General features: G+C 38.5%; 22 protein-coding genes, 2 pseudogenes and 1 riboswitch. Of the genes and pseudogenes, 2 read left to right on the forward strand and 22 right to left on the reverse strand.

From position 1 onward, the window contains the following. Nucleotides 1-340 precede the first annotated feature (340 nt). The 11 genes from hmpA to ACI3K6_RS19830 all read right to left on the reverse strand — a co-directional run bounded on the left by hmpA (nucleotide 341) and on the right by ACI3K6_RS19830 (nucleotide 12,815). Entirely contained in the window at nucleotides 341-1,576 is a 1,236-nt protein-coding gene (gene hmpA / locus ACI3K6_RS19780; RefSeq protein ID WP_435556181.1) for an NO-inducible flavohemoprotein, read from the reverse strand. A gap of 152 nt (nucleotides 1,577-1,728) precedes the next feature. Beyond that, nucleotides 1,729-2,295, reverse strand: coding sequence for a hypothetical protein (locus tag ACI3K6_RS19785; RefSeq protein ID WP_435556182.1), 567 nt, complete (start codon nucleotides 2,293-2,295; stop codon nucleotides 1,729-1,731). 192 nt (nucleotides 2,296-2,487) lie between these two features. Next, complete coding sequence (locus ACI3K6_RS19790; protein ID WP_435556183.1) at nucleotides 2,488-3,336, reverse strand: GHMP family kinase ATP-binding protein; 849 nt, start codon at nucleotides 3,334-3,336, stop codon at nucleotides 2,488-2,490. Between the two features lie 50 nt (nucleotides 3,337-3,386). After that, entirely contained in the window at nucleotides 3,387-3,941 is a 555-nt protein-coding gene (gene cobO / locus ACI3K6_RS19795) for a cob(I)yrinic acid a,c-diamide adenosyltransferase (protein WP_435556184.1), read from the reverse strand. 12 nt (nucleotides 3,942-3,953) lie between these two features. After that, nucleotides 3,954-5,459, reverse strand: coding sequence for a cobyric acid synthase (locus tag ACI3K6_RS19800; protein ID WP_435556185.1), 1,506 nt, complete (start codon nucleotides 5,457-5,459; stop codon nucleotides 3,954-3,956). Further along, nucleotides 5,452-6,822 carry a cobyrinate a,c-diamide synthase gene (locus ACI3K6_RS19805; protein ID WP_435556186.1) on the reverse strand — a complete coding sequence of 457 codons (1,371 nt, stop codon included), beginning with the start codon at nucleotides 6,820-6,822 and terminating at the stop codon, nucleotides 5,452-5,454. Before ACI3K6_RS19805 ends, ACI3K6_RS19800 begins: the two co-directional genes overlap by 8 nt. 147 nt (nucleotides 6,823-6,969) lie before the next feature. Next, nucleotides 6,970-7,159, reverse strand: a riboswitch (cobalamin riboswitch). 576 nt (nucleotides 7,160-7,735) lie between these two features. Continuing rightward, a complete protein-coding gene (locus ACI3K6_RS19810) occupies nucleotides 7,736-8,836 on the reverse strand; it encodes a GerAB/ArcD/ProY family transporter (RefSeq protein ID WP_435556187.1) in 1,101 nt (366 codons plus the stop codon). 22 nt (nucleotides 8,837-8,858) lie between these two features. Continuing rightward, complete coding sequence (locus tag ACI3K6_RS19815; protein WP_435556188.1) at nucleotides 8,859-9,071, reverse strand: hypothetical protein; 213 nt, start codon at nucleotides 9,069-9,071, stop codon at nucleotides 8,859-8,861. A 4-nt stretch (nucleotides 9,072-9,075) separates the two neighbouring features. Then, nucleotides 9,076-10,335 (reverse strand): Ger(x)C family spore germination protein, encoded by a 1,260-nt coding sequence (locus tag ACI3K6_RS19820; protein WP_435556189.1) that lies wholly within the window; start codon nucleotides 10,333-10,335, stop codon nucleotides 9,076-9,078. Between the two features lie 25 nt (nucleotides 10,336-10,360). Further along, nucleotides 10,361-11,890 (reverse strand): spore germination protein, encoded by a 1,530-nt coding sequence (locus ACI3K6_RS19825; protein WP_435556190.1) that lies wholly within the window; start codon nucleotides 11,888-11,890, stop codon nucleotides 10,361-10,363. Between the two features lie 289 nt (nucleotides 11,891-12,179). After that, the gene (locus tag ACI3K6_RS19830) at nucleotides 12,180-12,815 is read right to left on the reverse strand and encodes an FMN-dependent NADH-azoreductase (RefSeq protein WP_435556191.1); all 636 of its coding nucleotides are present in this window, start codon (nucleotides 12,813-12,815) and stop codon (nucleotides 12,180-12,182) included. 575 nt (nucleotides 12,816-13,390) lie between these two features. Here ACI3K6_RS19830 and hpaB point away from each other — a divergent pair. After that, complete coding sequence (gene hpaB / locus ACI3K6_RS19835; protein ID WP_435556192.1) at nucleotides 13,391-14,827, forward strand: 4-hydroxyphenylacetate 3-monooxygenase, oxygenase component; 1,437 nt, start codon at nucleotides 13,391-13,393, stop codon at nucleotides 14,825-14,827. Between the two features lie 9 nt (nucleotides 14,828-14,836). Here hpaB and ACI3K6_RS19840 read toward each other — a convergent pair whose 3' ends face one another. The 5 genes from ACI3K6_RS19840 to ACI3K6_RS19860 all read right to left on the reverse strand — a co-directional run bounded on the left by ACI3K6_RS19840 (nucleotide 14,837) and on the right by ACI3K6_RS19860 (nucleotide 19,050). After that, nucleotides 14,837-15,643, reverse strand: a complete 807-nt coding sequence (locus ACI3K6_RS19840) for an ABC transporter ATP-binding protein (protein WP_435556193.1) — start codon at nucleotides 15,641-15,643, stop codon at nucleotides 14,837-14,839. 248 nt (nucleotides 15,644-15,891) lie between these two features. Continuing rightward, a complete protein-coding gene (locus tag ACI3K6_RS19845) occupies nucleotides 15,892-16,362 on the reverse strand; it encodes a flavin reductase family protein (RefSeq protein ID WP_335475815.1) in 471 nt (156 codons plus the stop codon). 230 nt (nucleotides 16,363-16,592) lie between these two features. Beyond that, entirely contained in the window at nucleotides 16,593-16,874 is a 282-nt protein-coding gene (locus tag ACI3K6_RS19850; protein WP_435556194.1) for a hypothetical protein, read from the reverse strand. Nucleotides 16,875-16,892: 18 nt separating this feature from the next. Continuing rightward, on the reverse strand, nucleotides 16,893-18,314 hold the full coding sequence (locus tag ACI3K6_RS19855) for a radical SAM protein (protein ID WP_435556195.1): 1,422 nt from the start codon (nucleotides 18,312-18,314) through the stop codon (nucleotides 16,893-16,895). Next, a complete protein-coding gene (locus ACI3K6_RS19860; RefSeq protein ID WP_435556196.1) occupies nucleotides 18,307-19,050 on the reverse strand; it encodes a prolipoprotein diacylglyceryl transferase in 744 nt (247 codons plus the stop codon). Before ACI3K6_RS19860 ends, ACI3K6_RS19855 begins: the two co-directional genes overlap by 8 nt. A 193-nt stretch (nucleotides 19,051-19,243) precedes the next feature. Between ACI3K6_RS19860 and ACI3K6_RS19865 the strand changes: the two genes are divergently transcribed. Continuing rightward, a complete protein-coding gene (locus ACI3K6_RS19865; protein ID WP_435556197.1) occupies nucleotides 19,244-19,792 on the forward strand; it encodes a GNAT family N-acetyltransferase in 549 nt (182 codons plus the stop codon). 18 nt (nucleotides 19,793-19,810) lie between these two features. Here ACI3K6_RS19865 and ACI3K6_RS19870 read toward each other — a convergent pair whose 3' ends face one another. The 6 genes and pseudogenes from ACI3K6_RS19870 to miaB all read right to left on the reverse strand — a co-directional run bounded on the left by ACI3K6_RS19870 (nucleotide 19,811) and on the right by miaB (nucleotide 24,002). Further along, nucleotides 19,811-20,011, reverse strand: a complete 201-nt coding sequence (locus tag ACI3K6_RS19870; RefSeq protein ID WP_335475804.1) for a hypothetical protein — start codon at nucleotides 20,009-20,011, stop codon at nucleotides 19,811-19,813. A gap of 57 nt (nucleotides 20,012-20,068) precedes the next feature. Continuing rightward, nucleotides 20,069-20,449 (reverse strand): annotated as a pseudogene (locus ACI3K6_RS19875) (VOC family protein); the annotation flags it as partial. 354 nt (nucleotides 20,450-20,803) lie between these two features. Beyond that, nucleotides 20,804-21,118 (reverse strand): annotated as a pseudogene (locus ACI3K6_RS19880) (VOC family protein); the annotation flags it as partial. Between the two features lie 132 nt (nucleotides 21,119-21,250). Beyond that, nucleotides 21,251-21,796 carry an outer spore coat protein CotE gene (locus ACI3K6_RS19885; RefSeq protein WP_335475802.1) on the reverse strand — a complete coding sequence of 182 codons (546 nt, stop codon included), beginning with the start codon at nucleotides 21,794-21,796 and terminating at the stop codon, nucleotides 21,251-21,253. 204 nt (nucleotides 21,797-22,000) lie between these two features. After that, nucleotides 22,001-22,456, reverse strand: coding sequence for a YlbF/YmcA family competence regulator (locus tag ACI3K6_RS19890; RefSeq protein ID WP_435556198.1), 456 nt, complete (start codon nucleotides 22,454-22,456; stop codon nucleotides 22,001-22,003). Nucleotide 22,457: 1 nt separating this feature from the next. After that, the gene (gene miaB, locus ACI3K6_RS19895) at nucleotides 22,458-24,002 is read right to left on the reverse strand and encodes a tRNA (N6-isopentenyl adenosine(37)-C2)-methylthiotransferase MiaB (RefSeq protein ID WP_335475798.1); all 1,545 of its coding nucleotides are present in this window, start codon (nucleotides 24,000-24,002) and stop codon (nucleotides 22,458-22,460) included. Nucleotides 24,003-24,017 lie beyond the last annotated feature (15 nt).

Genomic DNA, 24,017 nt, shown 5'->3' on the forward strand with positions numbered 1-24,017 from the left:
TAGTTTTTTAATTACAGGAACAATAAAAAGCCAGTTGTAAAAGGAGTCCTAATATATAGGAATCTACTTTATACAACTGGCTTATATTCACTTCACTGCTCTATGTGAATAGAGTCATAGCAAATAATACAGTTTTATTGTTGATTTATTTTCCTGTCCATCATTATCTACTGTTAACGTTTTTTGAAAGGGTATTTTCCAAAAGGTAAACATCTTAATAACTATGGATAACTTAATTATATACAATTATTTTAAGTTGTCAAATGATTTCTAATTTTTTGTTCACTTTTTAAAAAGGGGCTACCAAAAAATATGGAGCCCCATTGACTACTCTATTATTCTATACAGTAATTCGTTCTTCTTGTTCTTCAAGACTATCTTTTGGTCCAAAGAATTCGAAATGGATTCGATCTTCACTTACACCTAAATCCTTTAACGCCTGGTTGATGGCTCTCATAAATGGAACAGGTCCACAGAAATAGAAGTCGCCTTCTTTTACCGGAACATTTTCCCCAAGCCACTCTTTTGTGACAAAACCTTCAACATCAAAGCGTTTATTTATACGGTCATCTTCAGTTGGCGAATCATAAAAAACAATTGAATCTACAGTTTCGAGCTTAGAAATTTCTTTGATTTCATCCCTTAGTGCATGAACATTACTATTCGCAGCAGCATGGATGAAGCATATTTTTCGTTCTGGCTGAGCGTTTACGACTGTTTTTAACATACTTAGCATTGGTGTTACACCGACCCCGCCGCTTAATAAAACTACAGGAGTATGATGATTCATATCAAGAACAAAGTCACCTGCAGGGGCACTCACCTTTAGGATGTCGCCTTCTTTTACCTGATTATGCAGAAAATTGGATACTTTTCCATCAGGATTGGCAGTGCCTGCCTCTTTCTTCACACTAATTCGATAATAGTCTTTCCCAGGTGCATCCGATAAACTATATTGACGAATATGAGTATATTCCTCGCCATCGATTTCTAATTTAATGCTGATATATTGGCCTGGCAAGAAAGTTGGAATTTCTTTACCGTCCTCTGCTTTAAGATAGAATGAGGTAATGACGTCACTTTCTTTAACTTTACGATCCACCACAAAGTTACGAAAATCATCCCATCCACCTTGCTGATTAGAGGCTTCCTCATACATCTCTGCTTCTACACTAATAAAGGCATTGGCAATCTCACCATAAGCTTTTTCCCATGCCGCTAAAATTTCATCAGTTGCGGCATCTCCCAATACATCTTTAATCGCTAATAAGAGATGCTTTCCAACAATAGGATAGTGTTCGGATTTTACACCTAGACTTCTATGTTTATGGCCGATTTGCTTAACGACAGGCAGAATAGCTTCAAGATTATCAATATACGCTGCTGCGGCATACACAGCTCCAGCGAGTGCCTTTTGCTGTCTCCGTTGTTTTTGATTTGCATGGTTAAAAATATGAAGTAACTCAGGATGATTTCCAAACATCAATTGATAAAATCGAGTGGTAATGGCTTCTCCATGGATTTCTAATACAGGTACGGTTGATTTAATAATGTCAATTGTTTTTTGATCTAACAACATAATCACTCCTTATGTATTAACACTAAACTCACAGTGATTATATTAGATAAATCACTGTGAGTTAGTGATATAGATCACACATTTGGAGAATTGGATCATTTGCTCTATAAAAATACACTTCATCTATGAAGTGCATCTTCATGCCCTACCTACTTTTTCTCCATTGGAAATATTAATTTGAACACTCTTTTGCTTAAACCAGTCCATACAAAGCTGTAGATGATTGAGCAAATCAGAATAATGACAACTATTTTTAGATCAATTGTATAAGATACATCTGGACCTAAAACAGGAAATTTCAATACATATAATAAGAATAATATCCCGATGGATAACGCTGCTCCTCCAAAAAAAGGAATTAGCAGCCAATGGTGATAAAATTTAAAGGCAGCTCCGAGGGCAATCCCTAATAAACCAGTGGTAAAAGGAAACACAAACAATTCGCTCGGCTGCATAATGACTAATAATAAGATCGTGATAAAGTAAGACATGAATCCTATTCTTAAAGAGAGCATGGCTGAAAGGACAATTGGAAGGGTCGCCAATATACTAAACGCAAAACCAATTCCTGTAAAAACTCCTGCAGATTGAAAAAGGGTGGTGATGGCAGCAAGTACAGACCCCATGACTAATTTTTTTGCATTTGTATAAGGTGTGGCCTGATGAACCTTCTTTGATTTTTTAAATGACTGCTTATTTTCCAAATGGTTTTTCATGTCACACCCCCTATATTAATAAAGATTTATTCTTTAAGTCTGTATTTATTACTGCAGTTCTTTTTGATTTTTATTATAGGGCCCTTTAAAGTTGTCTGTTAATTTCCGAACCATCCGCTCCAATCAACCGGGTACAAGAATCATCAATGTTGTTTAACATTGCATATTAAAAAAACCAGGCTTTCGCCTGGACTATTCTGTATTATGGAAGGGGCCCAACATTTGAATGGTGGGGAACTCTGTTAAAATACAAGATATTACCTCTTTTTTTTTCGCTATGTTATGATCCATCATGATTCCTGCAACAGTGCCACTATGTGCAACTACGACACCACCCTGAACCTGTTCAGCCAACATTTTCAGTTGGTTAAAAATAGGTTTGGGCAATATTTTTTGATTAATACTTGCACTTATCGTTGCAGCCTTACAAATATACGATATATTATTTTGCCTGAATCCTTCTTTGATCAAGTCATAGGCTACGATCAATCGATCTTTGTCCTGCTCGCTATACGTTTTCTTTATTTGATTATGTTCGATGGTGTTTATGGTTCCACCTAGGTCTAGCCCTACTAGTGTATATGGTGGCAAGAAACCAAAGCTTTCAATCCATTCACCGTGAATATGGTCATAAGCGACAACTTCCTCGTACATGATTCCATCAGTAGGCTCAATTTTTGCTGCTATTTTTGAGATGGTTTCCTTTGAAAGTGGAATGGAAAAACTGTCTGCGATAGCTTTTAATGTTGCCACAATATCGGCGGAGCTGCTGGCCATTCCCTTACCTTCTGGAATGTTTGAACAAATCTCCAAACGGCCTCCCCACTGCAGCCCATAAAATTGTAAAAGGTATTTCGCTGCTTTTTTGGCTTTACTTTTCGAATTCTCCCCCAATATTTCCGATAAAGTTGGGTCTGGGATAAATAAGGCCTCACTTCGCAAGCCCTGGATTGGCATAGTAATTAAAAAAGGCCGGTCCCCCAGCTGACCTTGTACAAGCTCACCAAACGTTCCATTACAACAACCTTTTCCTGATCTCATGACATGAAGCTCCCTAGTGTTAAACATTATAACGGTGAATCCGCTTCGAGTTAAAACTCTATTCCTCTAACGGCAGGAATACCTTCGTCATAATAATGCTTCATCGGCTTCATTTCCGTCACCAAATCGGATTTTTCGATAATTTCATCCTTGGCTGAACGGCCTGTAATAACCAGATGCATTCCTTTAGGGCGCTTTTCAATCAGCTCTAGCACCTCTTCCAAAGGCAGAACATCATGAATTGGGAATGTTTCAATTGCCAGGGCATTGTTCAGTTCATCCAATATGACAAGGTCATAACCGCCAAATTGAACCATTTCTTTAGCAAATGCCCAGGCTTTTTGGAATGCATCTCGATGCTCTTCAGGTGTTTTTGTCCAGGTGAAACCCACTCCGGTTTGAACGATTTCGATTCCCAATTTTTCAAACATGATTCTTTCACCAGATTTACTTTCTGGAGATTTGATAAATTGGATCACAATGACTTTCTTTCCTTGACCGGCTGAACGGACTGCCAGGCCAAGGGCGGCTGTTGTTTTTCCTTTTCCATCTCCGGTATATACTAGCGTAAGACCTCGTTTTGCTTTATTTTCTCTTTTTTCCATCCCTCTTGCACCTCATCCGTTATTTTTTTGAAATTCTAACATTTTCTGTTCGATTAGTGGTACATTTACATGTTTCCTGACATGACTCGCTAGGCGATCAAACGCTTCCTCCCGCAATTGAGTAAAAGATTCACGCTCTTCGATTGGCTCCAACCCTTTTGCACCACGAAGCTGATTAAGGAATTCCTTGCGAAACTCGTCATTATGAAAAATACCATGAAAATAGGTACCTATCACTTTTTCTTCTGTCGTTTTACACCCATCCCATTGGCCGTATAAATCGATAAGGCCCAAGTTTTCTCCTATCGACTCTGTTTCGCCCATATGAATCTCATATCCTGTAACATCGAACCTCTTGTCAAAAAGAGTTAGAGTCCCATTTGATAGTTCGGTCCTTTTGTCTTTTGTGATAGTTGTCCGAATTGGCAGCAATTGAAGGCCCTCTAATTCGGGATTCATAGACTCGATGGCAAACGGGTCTGCAATTTTTTCACCGAGCATTTGGTAGCCGCCACAGATACCAAAAATGACTGCCTTGGTCTGTAACTCGGTTATTTTTTGGGCAAGCCCGCTTTTTCTTAAAAACAATAAATCCTCGATGGTATTCTTACTACCTGGTAGTATCATCAGATCAGGGTTATGTAATTGGTCGGCTCTTGTAACAAAGCGGACATGGCAATCCGGCTCAGCAAAAAATGGATCCACATCGGTGAAGTTGGAAATTTTTGGATATTGGATTACAGCAATATCTAGATCCTTTTCTCTATTTGGGTTTGAAGAATATTGGTTTAATATTAATGAATCCTCCGCATCAATATTTAAATGATCTAAGTAGGGGATAACCCCAAGAACAGGTTTACCGGTATACTCCTCAAACCATGTTAACCCAGATTCGAGAAGCCTGATGTCTCCCCGGAATTTATTGATGATTACCCCGATAACCCGATCACGATCCTCAGGCTCCATTAGCTGAAGCGTTCCTACTAAACTGGCAAATACACCGCCTTTGTCAATATCTCCAATTAAAATCACCGGTGCGTTAGCCATTCTGGCAACCCGCATATTCACTAATTCCCGATCATTTAAATTTATCTCTGCAGGACTGCCGGCTCCTTCAATCACAATCCTTTCAAATTTTTCGGACAGAACGGAAAGCGAACCTTTTATCAGCTTTAATCCCATTTGAAAAAAATCACTTCGATAGGCGCCGGCTTCCATGTTCAGATAGGGTTTCCCATGGACCACCACCTGTGATTGATACTCACGGTTAGGCTTTAACAAAATAGGATTCATATCCGTTGTTGCCTGAATGCCAGCTGCTTCCGCCTGGACTCCCTGGGCTCTGCCAATTTCTTTTCCGTCAATCGTTATGTAAGAATTTAAAGACATATTTTGTGACTTAAACGGAGCCGTTTTATGTCCATCCTGTGCAAAAATGCGGCAAAATGCAGTGACTATCACACTTTTGCCTACATCTGAATTAGTTCCTTGAAACATAAGAGGAATCGCCTTAGTCATTTGCTTGATACTCCTTACATTTATTGATCCAATTCTCAACCAACTCAGGGCATGAGCCAAAGTGGAGGTGGGTATATCCAGCAATTAGGTTCCCTTTCATATATCCTTCTTGTTGTTCGCTGCGGATCCCAGAAGTTAGGTAGGCATGTTTCCATTCCTCTTTCGGATGAAAGGTTGAATAGTGAAATTCATGGCCTTTGGCAATCAGCTTACCTTTTAGCAGAAAGTTTTCGTCCGCTCCTTTAATTTCGCGATATCCCAAGGCAGCAAGTTGTTTTTGCATTTTTACCTTCCCGGGTATAACTCCTGCCATTTCGTACTTATTCCCATCTGTTGTTTCAATAGATTCCGTTAAATACATAAAACCCCCGCACTCAGCTAAAGTAGGCAAACCATTTTTAATCGCAGAATGGATGGAATTTTTTGTATCAGTATAATTTGCCAATTCTTGGGCAAATTCTTCAGGAAATCCTCCTCCTATATATAAGCCATCAATCCTCTCGGGCAGAATTTCGCCTTTTAGCGGAGAAAATTCAATGAGCTCGGCACCAAAGGCTTCTAACAGCTCTAGGTTTTCCTGATAATAAAAATTAAAAGCTGCATCTCTGGCAATAGCTAGACGAACGGAACGATGCTCTATTTTATTAAAATGGGGTTTTTTTACCACTAAAGGAGGGGCTTGTGCTAGTTTATATAATTCATCAACATTTATCGTTTTTATAACCAAGCTGGCTAGCTTTTCAAAAAAGGGCTTCAATTCACCTCGTTCTATCGATGGAATCAATCCTAAATGCCTCTCCGGAATGGAAAGCTCTTGAGTTTGTTTCAAATAACCAAGGACTGGGATGCCACACCCCTGTTCAATAGCTGATTTGACAATATGATAATGTCCTTCACTCCCCACCTGATTGGCAATTACTGCAACAATATTTGTCCCGCTATGAAACTCCTGAAATCCTTTTACCACAGCAGCAGCACTTCGGGCCATACTAGCACAATTGACTACCAATACAACTGGACTTTCGGTGATCATACTTATTTCTGCAGTTGAGCCTTGATTTCTTAAGGGATCTTTTCCGTCAAAGAATCCCATTACTCCTTCAATAATAGATATATCCGTACTTTCGCCAGCCTTACTTACAATTTCTTTTACCATTTCTTCAGTTAACATCCAGCTGTCAAGATTTCTGGAAATTCTGCCAGTAACCGCTGTATGGTAACTTGGATCTATATAATCTGGTCCACATTTAAACCCTTGTACCGTATACCCCTTTTTCATTAGCGCAGACATAAGTCCAATGGTAAGTGTCGTTTTACCAACACCGCTGCCTGTACCGGCAATTACAATTCTTCGATTTGCCATTCCTATTCTCCTCCTACTATGTTAGAAAACTGAATGTAAAAAATCCGTTCAACAAAAAGCTGAACGGATTAAACGCAAGCAGAAAAAGGTTAGAAAGGCGTACCTTCAAACGCTAACGTCTCACCTTCTCAACCCCCGAAGAAATCAAAACTTTTCATAGTTAAGACAGGTCTCCTGACTTGTGTTTCTTCCTACTATCGACCCTTCCCGCACGGACAATTCTACTCCGATACAGTGGTTTGTCTATTTCGTCCACACTTACAGTTACGGGGATAGTTCCGGACTTTCACCAGATTCCCTATTAAGCCTTCTTGGCATCTTACCTATTTTCATATTTTTCTATTATAGTAACCTAATTATAGACACAATTTCAATAACTTCCATAAAAACTATGAAAAAACCCTTACATAACTTTTATTTAAGTTGGATATGTGAAATAGTTGATATTAAAAGGACACACAATTTATTACCTTCCAACTAAAGCCCAGTTAGTTTGAGTACAAAACTTCACCATCTGCAACTAATATTTGTGTGATTAATGGAATTCGGATTGTCCTCTTATTTTTGAACTGATCCCATCAATTATGAAACGGTTCCAGAAAAAATCTAAAAGAGCTTTATATTCATTAGTATTTTCGATTTATCATTTTAACCACCCTCATCTACTTATGGTACGGTTCACCGCACTTAGTTATGGGAAGGTTATTAAAAAATTACAAATTATAAACTAACTATCGAAACAAACATATTTTAACAGTACTGATTTTATTACTAGCTGCTTTAAAAATGGAGCCAGTTGAATGACAGGGTTTTCTATTATTTGTCTTTAATGTAGAGCTTCAGCAAATAAGAAAAGGACATCCCTCGATATCCTTTTTCCATTCACTATACTTTTTTAAAATCAGTTTCAAACCTACACATTAGCCAGTACCTTTCTCTTACGCCTCACCACAGCCCAAAAGATAAAAAGAAGTGGCAGAACCGTCCCCATTAAAATATTTAGGGGTACATAGGTCTTAAATAGGAATTCTGTTAACTCAATGAAATTTTTAGAGAAAAAAATAGCCCCAACACCTATTAACCATCCTATTGGAACAATCAGTGGCTGGTAGGTCGATATCCTGAGTACTTGTGCGGTACCAAGGCTAAGGCCATAAAAGAATAATGAAATCCTAACCATTAAACCAACAGTCCAAAATAAAATCGCAATAGCATCAAATCGATTTACAACTTCCCCCGCCTCAATATAACGAACCTCTGTAAATGTCGGAAATGACATATTTGCCGCTTCTTCAGGGCCAAATAAGGCAACTGGCCCAGTGATTGGTCCCAAAAAGAAAAGCAAAGTGAACCCCACTGCATATAAACCCGTCTTGATTAGTTTTTCCGGACGCTTTACATATGGCAGAACCATGCCTAAAATAACAAATTCTCCAAACCATCCCATTATGGATACGGCTCCTTTTGCAACCGGGATAACACCATTGCCCATGATGGGAAGAAGGTTGCCATAGTCCTTGTCATTCACAAATGTCATAAATACAACAGATACAGCCGCCAATACTAGAACTGGCAGCATAATTTGGTTAATTCGTGCCAATGTTTCTAATCCTAAATAAACTATAAAGGCAGTTAATAAAAGAATGACAGAGATGAAGGCCCATAATGGAGTCTCTTCCATAATAATTTTATAGGCTTCACCAAATAATCGTACCCCTAAAACGGCCATTATATAAAAATAGAGCAAATAGATAATCCCCAATATTTTCCCAATCCATGAAAAATGTTGAAAGAGAATTTCTATCAAGGAGAGCCCGGGAAAACGTTGAACCAATTTCGACAGGGCTAGAATTCCAATTAAGCTCAAAATAGAACCAACGATTCCGGCAAGCCAACCGTCTTGCTTGCTTTGATCAAGAACCAAGGTGAGCAAAATCAAGTGTCCAATTATAGTTAAAGAGGTGATTGCAAGCATAGCTGCCTGAACGTTGCTGATTTGTCCTTTTTCGCCCATAACGGTCTCCTTCTTTCCATTCTTATAGGGGGGATAATAGATTTAATAATTTTGCAATGGATAACACATTCTGAACTTTATAAATCGCCAGTACCCCGGCAACAATGGTCAAACCGATAATACCAAGCTGAACCGCTAAAATTTTATACTCTTTCTGTTTCCATATATAGTACACGTGGAGACCAGCAGTTCCAAGAACCAGAATAATAAATAAAAGACATATTAAAATATTCATATCTTCACCTTTCCCGAAGTCCATAACGTGATATATTGGTAATGACTTTTATCTGAACTGGCATCTCTTTTAATCCGCCGCTTCTCCACCCCGAAGAAATATCTTTCCATTCTTTGGGGTATTTGCGATAGATGGACTCTCCAAAGTAAAAAATATCGGCTTGCCATTCTTGTTTTACTTTGGCAAATGTATGATTTACCTCTTGCTTTATTTTATCTTTTAGCTGTATGTTTAACTTTTCCATTTCATCTGAACTCAAATTTACATTTTGACAAGTAATTTGTCCGATATCCCCATCTACCTTGATCGTAACCTCCATTTTTGGTTTACCGTTTACGATTTGAGGAGTACTTACAGAGCTAGTTTGGTTAATTTTTAAACTAATGGTTCCACTCTCATCCTTCGGACAACTCAAAATCACAACATCATTTTTTAATTTCCCATTGACCCAAAGAACACCGCGTGTTTCGTCTTTGTCTAGCCAGCCAATAAGGTGATCTCTTTTGAAGACGGCTGTACCTTGAATACTGAATGTATCAGTATTTTGTTTCATGGTTGAGTCTTTTTTCTGCGAATCCTGGCTGCTTGCATCTTTTAGAAAACTTTTGCCGGACACAACTTGCTCCAACTCTATTCCCTCGTCGCCAGCTGCGCTAATCTCACCGGTAAATGGGTCTTTCATTTTCATTGAGAGAGCTTCAGTAAATTGACTGAGATTTTGAACCATACTTGACATAGTGATCCGTTTTGTTTTGGTGAAGGCTGAAATTTCAGAACCTAACGGGTTTTTTAACTGTGTGGGTTTGTTGATAATATCGCTAGCCTTCCCTTTCGTAATCAACAATTTTATGTTTGGCCGAAAGCCATTTTCCCTTCTTAAAAAATCCAATGATTCTTTCATGCTTTCGCTTGCGGCCTTTTCCCCAAAAATTACGACCTGGACATGTCCCAAATAGACTTCCTTTGAAAGGGAGGTAGCAAGCTGGCTCATTGATTCCAACAAACTCCTGCCTTTGCTTGTGAAGATTAACTCCTTATCTTTTGCGCTGCCGGAAGATGATTGGTGAGTTCTGTCTTCCAGTTTCGGGATTAATGCCGTTAATTCAAATTGACCAACCTCATTTTTGTCGATCCCTACCACATTTAAAATAGCAAGATCATTTGCTTCCCGGCTGCTCCAACAACCTGTTAAGGTAAAGGAACTTATGCATAGGATAAAAGATAACAAAAAGTTTCGCGTTTTCCCAAGATCATGTTTTATCATTGGCATCACCCTCTTTAAGCTTCCTTTAAGGATTGTCTTCATTAGGACCTGTACGAAGTATGTTATCTATGTCCAACCCAGGCTGGCGTGTTTTGATTGCCCACCATGGAGCCCTTATAAACACATCTTTCCATCCTTCTTTTCTACCAGGGGAGATAGGTGAAAAATAAGGTACACCGAAAGAACGTAAACTGACTAAATGTGCAAGTGCAAACATTAGTCCAACCAGTATCCCCATAAATCCAAAAAATCCTGCTAATAATAGCATGGGTAATCCTAATAACCGAACCACTTGATGAAATGCATAGTTAGGTAAAATAAACGAAACCATGGCTGCCACTGAGACAGAAATAGCCATTACTGGCCCGATAATTCCTGCTTGAACTGCAATTTGGCTGACCAATACAAGCCCTAATATAATAATAACTGCACCACCAAACACTTTTGGCATCCGAAGTCCGGCCTCTCGGACCAATTCAAACGTTATAAACATGAAAATGGCTTCTACCAAAACCGGATATGGCAACCCTTCCCGACTTGCCGCGATTTTAAGCAATAGTGGCGTTTGAAGTAAATCCTGGTGAAACGTGTTCATGGCCAAAATAAAACTTGGAAGAATGAGTGTAACCAAAAGCCCCAAAAGCCGAATCCATCGGGTAAAGGTGGCGATTAAAGAGCCATTATAATAATCCTCATTCGAGTGAAGAAATTCTACAAAGACAGCTGGTGCGGTTAATACAAATGGGGTTCCATCCGTCAAAATTGCAACCTTACCATCCAGCAAGTTTGCACATACCCGATCCGGACGTTCCGTGCTATATACAGTTGGAAAAGGGGACCATCTTGAATCTGCCATTATCGATTCTAAATAATGGCTTTCTAAGATGCCATCAATATCAATAAGAGAAAGCCGCTTGCTTACTTCGTCTACCACCTTATCATCAGCTATCCCCTTTATATAAACCACTTTTATCTCGGTATTGGTCTGCCTTCCTACTCGTAAATGTCTCACCTTAAGTGAAGGATTTCGCAACTTCCTGCGAATTAGCATCAAATTTGTTCCGATATTTTCCACAAATCCTTCTCTAGGCCCTCTTACTAATGATTCCGAGGGTGGCTCTTGCACCGACCTTCCTGCTTCTTTAACGGTAGAAAACAAAAAGGCTTGATCGATTTGATCAACCAACAGCACTGTGTTCCCGATCAAAATATGGTCAATGATGGATTCTAAACTTCTAACATTATTTATATTGCTAAACGGGAAACGATTACGAATAGATACTCGAATATCATCGGAAGACTCCTTCTTCAACAGGCCACCGGAATCAGTGAGACCCTGCTCTATTTCCTTCAGGGCATGATCACTTGCCATTTCTGATAAATAGAAAATACATCCTTGAATATAATCGAATTGAACCATTTGAGAGATAAAATCATCGCAATCAGCAAATGTATATTGCAAAAGAGACAAGTTTTCCTCTAATGAAAATGATAGCTCTGTTTGTATGGAATCATTATCCGGTAAAGATTTATTTCTAAATTGCAATCTTTTCATCAAGAATAGCCTCCCTTTTTAGGTATTATGTTAATAAAAGGAAAAGATATTCAAAATTTCTACATACTTCAATATAAAAAATAAAAAGGTAGATTTATCCAATTGTTTAGATATACATGGGATGTCGGATCCAGACATTATTTTTCTAAACGCTTTAAACATGAATTCATTAAATTCCATTTTGTCATCCAATAAATTAGGTAAATAAAAAAGGATCATTAGCCCTTATAATGGACTAACAATCCTGGGAATTATGATTTATATTTAATGAACTAAGGGCTTTGGATTATTAAAAAGTATGTGCGATATCCTTCGCACTAGCAATGGCGTTTTCTTTTATTTCCTGCGCTTTATCCGGCATTGCATTATGTCCTTCGACAAATAATCCTTCAAAGGATGGCACTCCGTAAAACTGCATGATAACCTCTAGATAGCGATGACCCATTTCCATCTGGGCTGCTGGCCCTTCAGAATAAATTCCGCCGCGCGCTTGAATATGTAGGGCTTTTTTGTCGGTTAACAGACCTACAGGACCTTGTTCCGTATACTTAAAGGTTTTTCCAGCTACTGATACCGCATCGATGTAAGCTTTCATAACCGGGGGAAAAGAAAAATTCCATAAAGGTGTGACAAACACATATTTATCTGCAGAAACGAATTGATCGCATAGCTCAGAGAGTCGACCAACCTTGGCTTTCTCATCAGCTGAAAGTTCATCAAACCCTGAACCGCTTCTCAATTTCCCCCAACCGCTAAATACGTCAACATCAAGTTCGGGGATCGTTTCTTTGTATAGATCTAAATTGATAATTTCATGTTCTGAATGGACTTCCTTGTATGAGTCAATAAATGCCTTCCCAACTGCCATGCTGTAAGACTGAGTATCATCGTGGGGATGAGCTGTAATGTACAGTAATTTCGTCATTCGATTTCTCTCCTTCATTTTTTTATTTTACATTTTAGTTTTTGCTACAACAAATGAACTATACGCTACACGTTTTTGATTTTAAAAATCAGGCTCTGTTAATACTTGTCTGTTGATTTCCTCTCCAGGTGCTTCGCTTTCCGTGGGCGTTTCGGCGAGCCTCCTCGGCGTTTGCGCCTGCGGGGTCTCTCCAGAACTGTACTCCCACAGGACATTGATTTTCTTCCTAGCTTTCGCCCACGCACGAAGGAAATGCGTTAGCATTTCGAGGAGTCTTCGCACCTTCCGCTACAATCAACAGAGTGTAAAAAATCAACACTGTTCTTTAACACAGCCAAAATCAAAAAGGGATTTTCCTCCTCCACAGATCCCTTATTTTCAATTGAGTATCGGCTTCTTCTAATATTTGCCCGGATTTTACCATAATGGCCCTCTAAATTTCTGAAATCTTTTAGCAAAGCCCTTTATTTGATTTTACATTAATTGGGTAGAACTCGTTTATAGGGTTGGCAATAAAATAGAACTAGCTAGATAAATTTAAAAATGAAAAGGCTCCTTTAAGGAGAGGGTTAACAGTGGGAGCGATTAATGGAAAACAATTTATAGATCGGATTAATCAAGTAAAATCCAATATCTGGATAGATGGCAAGCAAATTACTGAAAAGTTGTCAGAACACCCAGCATTTAAAGGGATCATCAAAAGCAAGGCTTCTCTTTATGATCTCCAGCATGATTCTGTTCTCTCGGAAAAATTAACCTTTACTGAGTTTAATGATAAAATTAGCCTTTCCTTTTTACAGCCAAAAACGATAGAGGACTTAGTTAAAAGACGGATTATGTTTGAGATTTGGGCTAAGAATACAAACGGGATGATGGGAAGAAGTCCTGATTATATGAATACAGTAGTAATGGCGTTTGCCTCTTCTGCTAGTTATTTAAATAGTAAAGAAAACTGCTTCCCCAAAAATATTACGGCCCTTTATCAGAGGGCGATGAAAGAAGATTTATCTTTTACTCATACATTTATTACTCCTCAGGTCAATCGTTCCCAGTTGATGTGGGTAAACTCAAAAGAACCGATTTCTGCGAAAGTAGTTGAAAAAAATGATCAGGGAATCATTATTAAAGGGGCTCGCCTTCTAGCAACCCAAGGCGGTTTAACAGATGAAGTGCTGGTTTATTCTGCCGGTGGAGTATATGACCTTGATTCTGCTTTTGCATTTTCTATTCCTTCAGATACAGAGGGATTGAAATTTATTTGCCGCCAATCTTTTGTTGGGGGAGAATCGACCTTTAATTTCCCCTTAAGTTCACGGTTTGAAGAAATGGATACTCTATTGGTATTTGACCATGTCCTTGTACCATGGGAGCGGGTATTTTTTTACGAAAATATTGAAGTTGCCAATACCTTTATCCTGCAAAGCTCTTTTCATTCTAATGCCTTTCATCAAGTCATCACTAGACAAATTGTCAAAACGGAATTTTTATTAGGCCTAGCAGAGCTTCTTGTGAACGCAATCAATATAGGAGAATACCTGCACATAAAGAATAAATTATCCGAAATCATTATGGGACTTGAAACGATGAAAGCACTATTACAAAAAGCAGAGAATGAAGCAGCGTTGGATGATTCGGGATTTATGCGGCCAAATCTATTGCCTCTCCAGGTTGCTAGTAATATTTTCCCCAAAATCTACCCAAGGTTTTGTGAAATCATTCAAATTATTGGTGCCAGCGGTATCATTACGTTGCCAACGGAAGAAGATTTCAATTCAGAAATCAGGGGTGATCTTGACCAATACTTACAAGGAGCCTGTTGTAATGCAGTGGATCGTGTAAAAATTTTTCGACTGGCATGGGAACTCACGATGAGTTCATTCGGAACGCGACAAACACAATATGAACGTTATTTCTTTGGTGACCCTGTACGGTTATCCGGTAGTTTGTACAATTCATTTGAAAAAGAACCTTATGTTGCGCGAGTGAAGGAATTTTTGGAGATAGATGATTGAGAAACCAGGTTAGTCTTGAACTGACCTGGTTTTATTCAAAACTAGTTTAGAAAGCAATGGCCTTTGGTTTTGCCATGACACTTGGACAGGGACTTCAAAAAAATCGCTCAACCTTTCATTTGATAACATGTCTGTCGTCTCCCCGGCTGCAAAAACTTGTCCTTTTTTTAGCAATAAGGTCTTATTAAAAATAGGCAAAATTTCTTCAACATGATGGGTTACATAAATAATCGTAGCTGCCTCTGGTTTCTTTGCAATTTTCTCAATCGAATCCATCAGGTGTTCTCGAGCTATGAAATCCAGCCCATTAGTGGGTTCATCCAAAATAAGAATGTTTGGATCAGCCATTAAGGCCCTTGCAATTTGAATCCGCTGCTTTTCACCCTGAGACAAGGTCTCATAGCTTCGGTTCGCATACTCTATACACCCAAGGTCCCGAAGAAGGCCAACCGCTTTTTGTCGCATCTCATCTGTGGGGGTTTCATAAAGTCCAATCGAAGCAAATGCCCCGCTTAAAACGACTTCAAAAGCAGGGTCACTTGAATATAATTTTTCTTGTATAGAACTTGAAACAAATCCAATTTGTTTACGCAGCTTTTCCCCCAGATAGGTTTTACCAAATTCCATTCCTAAAACAGAAATATTCCCCTTAGTTGGGAAATAAAATGCATTCAACAAATTCAAAATAGCAGTTTTGCCTGATCCATTTTGCCCAAGCAAAACCCAATTTTCTCCTTTTTTAATGGTCCAATTTACATTTTGCAGAATCCACTTTCCATCACGCTTTAAACTCACACCTTCTAGCTGTAAAACCATTTCTTCTACACCTTCTCCAAAAATTTTTATTATACTTAATAATACTAAAATTTTCAGAAGATATAAATAATTAACTGTGTTTAGTAGATTTTGGCTAATGCCAATAAGGATTCAAGAAAACATAGAATAAGTTGAATTTGATTGTAATCTAGACTTCAACAGTCAACGATCCTGATACAAATGTAATCCAAATGAAAAAGATGCCAACCAGGCACCTTCTTCATTATTCCTCCATAACACCCATTATTTTAATTTGAGTCTTTTGTTAGTGAGCGATATTTTCCGCTAAAATATATCAGCGGTTCTAAGTCCTCCACGTGCAAGCCAGTAACTTTTCCAATAAATAGTGTATGATCCCCTTCGACATGTGTTGCTGTCGTTTCACAGGCAATTTGAGCAATTGCCCCCGGTAAAACTGGCACCTCCCCCAAACGATCAAAAACCACTTCACGATTGTCTTTCACCTGTCCGGCAAAAATCATGGATATCTCCTGCTGGTTGTCTGCCAAAATATTGATGGAGAAATGGTGGCTTTGTTTTAATTTTCCCAGCATATGCGCCTTTTCCGAAACTGAAACTACCACCAATTTTGGATTTAGTGAAACCGACATAAATGCATTTGCTGTCATCCCGTGAATTTTTCCTTCAACCTCAGTTGCTACTACAGTGACTCCAGTCGCAAATTTTCCCATCGCAGTGCGAAATTGACGGTCATCCATATTCTTTCCCTCCTAGCCATCTTAATCTTCTCTTTAAAAATTATGATACTGACCGGGCTTTATACCATTTTGTCTTTGACTTGACTCATTAGGAAAAACAAGATCATTAGGTCCATATACACTTTTTATTTAACAGCGAACTAGTAGGACTGAACTGAGTTATTTTTTTCAAAAAAAAGACTCCTTACATTTACTTATACGGAGTCTGCTTCAAATTAACTTGTTTTATTTCATCCGCCAAAACCGGAAATAATGATTCCAAAACAAGCTGTGAATAATAAAATATTTAACCCAAGCCCAATTAATGCTCCCTGCCCAAGCCTTTTTCTTCCCTTAACAAAGCTGACGATTGGAATGATTATTAATGCCATGGCAGCTATACACAAATACGGAAAAAAGAATGCTCCCCCAATAAACAAAGTTAGTACTCCCAATAGATAGATTCCTAACGAAATTCCAATCCCAAGCCAAAGATCTTTTAGCGATTCTTTATTTCCATGATTCTGGCTCAAATGCCTCACTCCCATAATTTATTCGGCATTGATGAACGTCCTTCCCTCTAGCTCCGCATGAATTTTTAAAAGCTCCTCTTCTTTATCATCCCGATAAAATAAATTATACGTATCAAACGGAATGATTCTTCCATCAGGATGAGCAATATGAACACAAGATTTTTTCACTGAACGGACATCAAAATTATAAGCATCTAAAAATTGCATGATGATGACTCGAAAAACATTATCATAGCCAATTTGTCCCGGAAGTGAGACCTTCGGCAAACAGCATAGCAGATCTTTTAACGACAACGCTGATGACGCCGGCGAATGATTTAATGAAAATAATTTAAAAATCATATTCTTTATACTATCATCTTGTTCAAAAACGATGGTGTTCCGCTCACCTTCAAGTAAGATATTAGGATCAATTAATCCAGTTAGAGGGGTAACCTCCCCATTCAATTTTAAAGCATACCCCATTGCAAGGCAGTCTGGATGGCACGGGACTGGTATAATATCCTTGGAGTTAAATACGTTCGATTGATCAATGATCATCTGCCTAACTTCACTTAAAGTTAACCGATTTACAGCAGGATCAAATTCTTCTAATCTTCCAGCCGCCTGAATAGGTTGGAAAGTTACACCCCGAACACAATTCTGGCTTAGGCCGTATTGAATAATTTTACCGACTTCATGATCGTTTAACCCTTTTTTTAACGTTACAACCAATGTTGTGGAGATATTATATTCATTCAAATTTTCGATTGCTTTTTGTCTTACTTCTCTTAAATCTACTCCCCTTAGCTCTTTCAATGCTTCCTCTTCGAAACTGTCAAATTGAAGGTAAATTTCAAATCCAGGTAAATAATCAGCAAGCCTCTTTACAAATTCCTTATCATTCGCTATTCGAAGACCATTGGTATTCACCATGATATGTCGAATAGGCCGTGTTTTTGCTAAATCAAGAATGTCAAAGAATTGGGGATGAATCGTCGGCTCGCCGCCGCTAATCTGGACAATATCCGCTTGCCGTTCATTTTTAATAATATTATCTAACATGTATTCAATTTTCTCCAAACTTCGGAAGCTCGCTTTTTGTGGAGAGGACTCTGCATAGCATATTGGACATTTCAAATTGCATCTTTCGGTAATCTCAAGTAGAGTTAAACAACTGTGTTGCTCATGATCGGGACAAAGACCGCAATCATATGGGCACCCATACTTAATTGGAGTGTTCCAGCGATACGGCATCTCTGATGGCTTAATAAATTCACGACACCACTTATAATAGTCAACATCGGTTGATATCAATACCTTTTCCCGCCCATGCTTCAGACAATTCTTTACGAGATAGACCTTTTCATTTTCAATAATGACCTTTGCTTCCACTTTTCTCAAACAAGTTGAACAAATACTGTTTGTTAATTCATAAAATAAATACGGTCGATTAGGCATGGATTCCTCTCCTTTTTGCAGTATGTTTTTTCATAATCAGCCAAACATAGTAGCCAATTCCTATTAAACTGGCAAGTTGAATATTATTGAAACCTAAATAGGGATGAGGTGTTGGTTTAATAAAATCGATTAGGAGCCGAAAAAGAAGATATCCCGACATGAATAATTGAAATTGCAACCCTTCCCAGCCTACCTTGCTTTTTTTTACCAAATAGTTACTAAAAGCCAGCACGCCCAAGAAGACCATTTCATAAAGTTGGGTTGGATGACGTTTGATCCCATCACCAAAATCTATTCCAGTCAGCCACATGGTCTCCACTCCATAGGTATGATCGCTTAAACCCGTTAAAAAGCAGCCAATCCTGCCGATCATCATTCCCACAGTTAATGGCAGAACGAAATCATCCCCAGTAGACCGGGTCCATCCAATGCACTTTTTCGCAAGTTCTACTCCAAATAATCCACCTAATAAACCTCCAACTATGGTTTTTCCTTCAATCAAATAGACGAAATGGTGCAGATTATCAAAAGTCCTTTTCGGATCCTCCAACAAATATAAAAGCTTTGAACCAAAAGCAGCCCCAAGAGTAGCCCCAACTATTACCCACAAGGCCTTATCCATTGGAATTCTTTCCTGATTTCGGGTATATAAATAGACCCGAAATCCGATAAAATACGAAAGGCTTTCAAATAAGAGATGGGGATGGATGCCAAAAATATAGAACGGAAAATGCATGTGGCTCCACTCCTTTAGATCACACTATTTCTTCTATTTTATCAAAATATTGCCAAATTTTAATAACATAAAAATATTTCTTTTATTAATGATCTAAAAGTAGTGATAATCATTGGGATACCCCTTTATTTTTAGAAGTAATGACATTACACTTAAATTACCATTGGAGATTTTCTCAAAGGAAGGTGTAACTGTGAAATTTCCCATTTTAGAGACAGAACGTTTGAAATTAATCGAATTAACCCATCATCATGTCGATTGTGTGTTAGAGATTTTTTCCATGGAGGAGGTAATCAAATTCTACGGTACGGATCGTTTTACCATTCCTGCCGAAGCAGCGAGTCTAATTGAATTATTTAGAAAAAATTTTGTAGAAAAACGTGGGATTCGCTGGGGAATCAAATTAAAGGAATCACAAAGAATCATTGGTACTTTAGGGCTTAACGGATTGCAGCTAAAAAATAAACGTGCGGAGATTGGCTATGAACTCCACCCGGCATATTGGCGTAAAGGATATACCTCTGAGGCCATTACGAGTGTTTTGAAATATAGTTTTGAACAGCTTGATTTGTTCCGGATTGGCGCTATCGTTTTCCCGGAAAATGAACCATCCTTAACCTTATTAAGAAAACTGGGGTTTAACAACGAGGGTTTACTTCGCAGTTATATCTTTCAAAATGGGGAGCCGCAAGACACCTACATCCTATCCCTTTTAAAAACAGAATGGAAAAAAGCCAGGTAAACTAATTCCTGGCCTTTGCTATTCTTCAAAGTAGTCTTTAAATTCTTTTGGATTTTTTACCTCATCACTGTGATAGTACGGATTATTTTCAGTGACATCTTTTGGATCTAGATTCGTTCTTATTACAAGCTTTGGCTGGGATGAACTTTCAGCAATCAATCGGTCGTTTAACTGATCAAAATCTGGTAAGCTTTTATTTCCAGGCTGTTTAGGCTCCATGTTTCTTCACCTCCTAGAAATAGCTTACGGACTTTTTCAATTAATCATTCACCTTTTTTAGATACCTGTTGAATTCATTAAAACCACTCTCCAGCCATCTGGGTCCTCAATCGTAACACCACCTCTTCCCCAGTATGGATTCTCAGGCTTTACTTCATGAAATCCCATTTCTGCAAGTCTCATAGCTATTTTTTTTAATTCAAATATATTAGGTATATAAAAGACAAGTAAATGCTCTTTGGTTGGTTTAGGTAATTCCATGTACTCTTTAGATTGAGTGAATTCTAAATGATAAGGGAATTCCGGTGCCCCGAACATGACTCCATCATAACCCTCATGACCATGAAATTCTCCAATTTTTCTTAACCCCAGTCCCTGTTGATAAAATTCTGTCATTTTCTCTATTTGATTTGTCGGACGAGCTACACGAAATTGTACAGCGGGAACAGATCCCTTCCACTCTTTTTTTACGGTCCATTCATAAGGATATACCGGATGACTAAATCGCATTTCGTGGTCCCCCGAAATAACAGCTTTAATCGGATGTATGGTTGCTGGGCGTTTTGTGGGATACCAGTGGCGCCCTTCTTTTACCATCACAAATACTCCTTCTTGATTACCATAAAAGGAGAACGAATCACTCTCAGTTTGAAACGTGGATTCAATTGTTGAGTTGAGATCCTGTTGAATCTCGTGAATCGAATGGACCGGCATCCCTATTTCACCGACATCAAACCAGCCAGTAGCATTCTCATTCCCCCAATGAAAGGGCCTTTCTAGCACTTCTAGAATATTTCCATCTGGATCCGTGAAATATGCCTGCTTTCCTTCCCAAAACATACTAAAATTCCCTTCTTCATCTGACAATAAACCATTACCACTTGAGAGTCTTTCACAAATATAATCAAAGTAAGTATCGTTTGTGCGAAAACAAATATGATAAAATGGTTGACTCAAATCCCGTTCAAATATTAGTTTTGTTGTACCTGCCATAACGGAAAAATAGTCAACTGATTCGTTCAAAAGATGCATTTCCAGTACATCGGTGTAAAACCTTTTCATTTCTTCTAAATGAAAACAATTTAATGTTAATTGGAAAATTTTCATTATGAATTCCCCCTTTTTTCTTCATTATAATGGAGGCAATTCAACTATTTGTCAGACTAAAGTTGTAACCTTATTCATCAAATAGACTTACCAAAAAGAAAAAACTAGGAAGTAGAAACCTCCTAGTTATGGTTATTCTTCTTCGCCACCGACTAAGAAATCGGGATTTAGCTCTTCGAATTCTTCGTCGTCCACATCCATGCACCATTCATCGTCATCTTCCTTGCAGCCTTCTGGGTTAATCCGAACACAAACCTTCGTTTCACCAATTACTTCCACAAGGAATTCTCTTTCGACATGAACAATAATGCGATTGCCATTTGGTGAAATAACAGCTTCTGTGCAATTTGGCTGTTGCAATACACGTGCAACGATTTCATTATCATCCAGGCAGTCGTGGTCACGATACTTTAATTTGATGACATCTGTATATTGAACCCGCTCCGTCACTACCTCCGTTTTGGTGTTATCGTTGAAGGAGTACCAAACGTTGATGTCATACGATCCGTGAATCTCTACGGTTTTGCCAACTTTTTTCGCGTTGTATTTATGGTTGATAATCCAACATCCAAGGATACTTGTTGGATTATGTGCCGGGCTAATCGTATGATTGGACTGGGTGAATTTACGTCCTTTTGCGACGACGGCCTTCGTAATTATCTCTCTATATTCTCCCATTTCGCGCGAACCCTCCTCATTCAGTTTCATTTCATCCTATGCGATTGTCTAAACTAGTGTGATATATAATTTTGCAAATACTGGTTAAAAGTTTAGTCATGATTCATACTATGCGGGAAACTGGGGTGTGTGCGTTCTGGGAATGGAATTTCAAAGCATGAAAACAATAAAAAACCAGGCTTATCTTAAAGCCTGGTTACCATGTTAATGATCGTGATCGCAATCGTCGTGCCCTTCGCAAGATCCGCCGCCATGTTTTAAACTGGCACCTGTTTCTCCTTGTAACACATCTCCGCCAGTGGAAGTGATAATTTCATCCGTAACAGTATTAGAAATAGTTGAAGCAATAAGTTGAAGAAGATCATTCACGTCTACTTGTGATTGCTTAAACTCTTGAACAACTGGTATTTCATCCAATTCCTGTTCAAGGGAAGCCATTTTCTCTTCCACCTTTTTTAATGCTTCCGGCTTACCATAATGTTGAAGATTAACAGCTTGTTTTTGCAAGCCCTTAATATCAGCAATTAACGTTTTCACCTTTGGATTTTCATGAATATGTGCCTCTGCACGTTTAAAAAAATCCACTTCTTCTGTTTCCGCTATCATGCATGCTAACTCAGCTGCGCGAGCAACGATATCGTCTTTCGTATATTTCGCCACTTTAGTTCACCTCTGCTGTTTCAAGTTCTTCCACCATTTCTCCGTTTAACGACCATGTTTTTGCCTCTTTAATCTTTACTCTAACAATTTTACCGATCGCTGATTTTGGTCCAACAAAATTTACTAGCTTACTTTTAGACGTATAACCAGCCAACACTTCAGAATTGTTCTTGCTTTCCCCTTCAACAAGGACCTCAACAACCTGACCTTCATATTTTTTCAGGGCTTTGGCAGAAAGTTCATTCACAACATCATTTAAGCGCTGAAGACGTTCCTTTTTCACTTTCATTGGGACATTGTCTTCCATTTTCGCAGCAGGTGTACCTTCCCTTGGCGAATAAATGAAGGTGTAAGCTGATTCATAGCCAACTTCACGATACAGGGACAAAGTTTCTTCAAATTGCTCATCTGTTTCATTTGGATATCCAACAATGATATCTGTGGTTAAGGCAACATCAGGAATAGCAGCTTTAATTTTCTTAGCCAATTCCAAATATTGTTCTCTTGTATATTTTCTCGCCATAATCTTTAAAACGTCTGTTGAACCGGATTGCACTGGCAGATGAATGTGATTCATTAAGTTTCCACCATTTGCAAGCACTTCAATTAAATGATCATCGAAATCACGAGGATGGCTGGTAGTAAAACGAATCCGAGGAATATCAATTTTACGTAATTCATCCATTAAGTCACCTAAACCATATTGGATGTCCTCGAAATCTTTTCCGTACGCATTTACGTTTTGACCAAGTAATGTAACCTCTTGGTATCCCTGGGCTGCCAAGTGTCGTACTTCCTGAATAATTTCTTCTGGACGTCGACTGCGTTCTTTTCCGCGGGTAAATGGAACAATACAGTAGGTGCAAAATTTATCACAGCCGTACATAATATTTACCCATGCTTTAATATTTCCACGACGTTCCTTAGGAAGGTTCTCAATAACGTCACCTTCTTTGGACCAAACCTCTACCACCATTTCTTTTGACATATATGCCTCGTTTAAAATATGAGGTAAACGATGGATATTATGGGTTCCAAAGATCATATCAACATGATGATACGTTTTCAAAATCTTGTTTACCACGGATTCCTCTTGAGACATACAACCACAGACACCTAGAAGTAAATCTGGTTTCTCCATTTTTAAAGCTTTTAAATGCCCAAGTTCTCCAAACACTTTATTTTCAGCGTTTTCGCGGATAGCGCAAGTATTCAGCAAAATCACGTTTGCATCTTCTGTACTGTCGGTTGGCTCATAACCAAGGGCTAGAAAAATACCTGCCATTACCTCAGTATCATGTTCATTCATTTGGCAGCCATAGGTACGGATATAAAACTTTCGCCCATTACCCATGCCACGGAATTCTTCAGGGATTGAAAAATCGTGATGATATTGCACTTCTTCCTTACCGCGTTTTTTAGCATCTTTTAAAGATGGTGCGGTAATCACTTGTTCGAAATACTTACTGTAATCCTTGGCGGATTTTTTGTCCGAAGAATTATCAGTGACTACTTGTTGTCCTTCTAAACGTTGTTTTTCATTCATGTACAAGAATTCCCC

Origin of the sequence: Neobacillus solisequens (genome assembly GCF_051233465.1) — a bacterium.
In the GTDB taxonomy this organism is placed as follows: Bacteria; Bacillota; Bacilli; order Bacillales; family Cytobacillaceae; genus Neobacillus.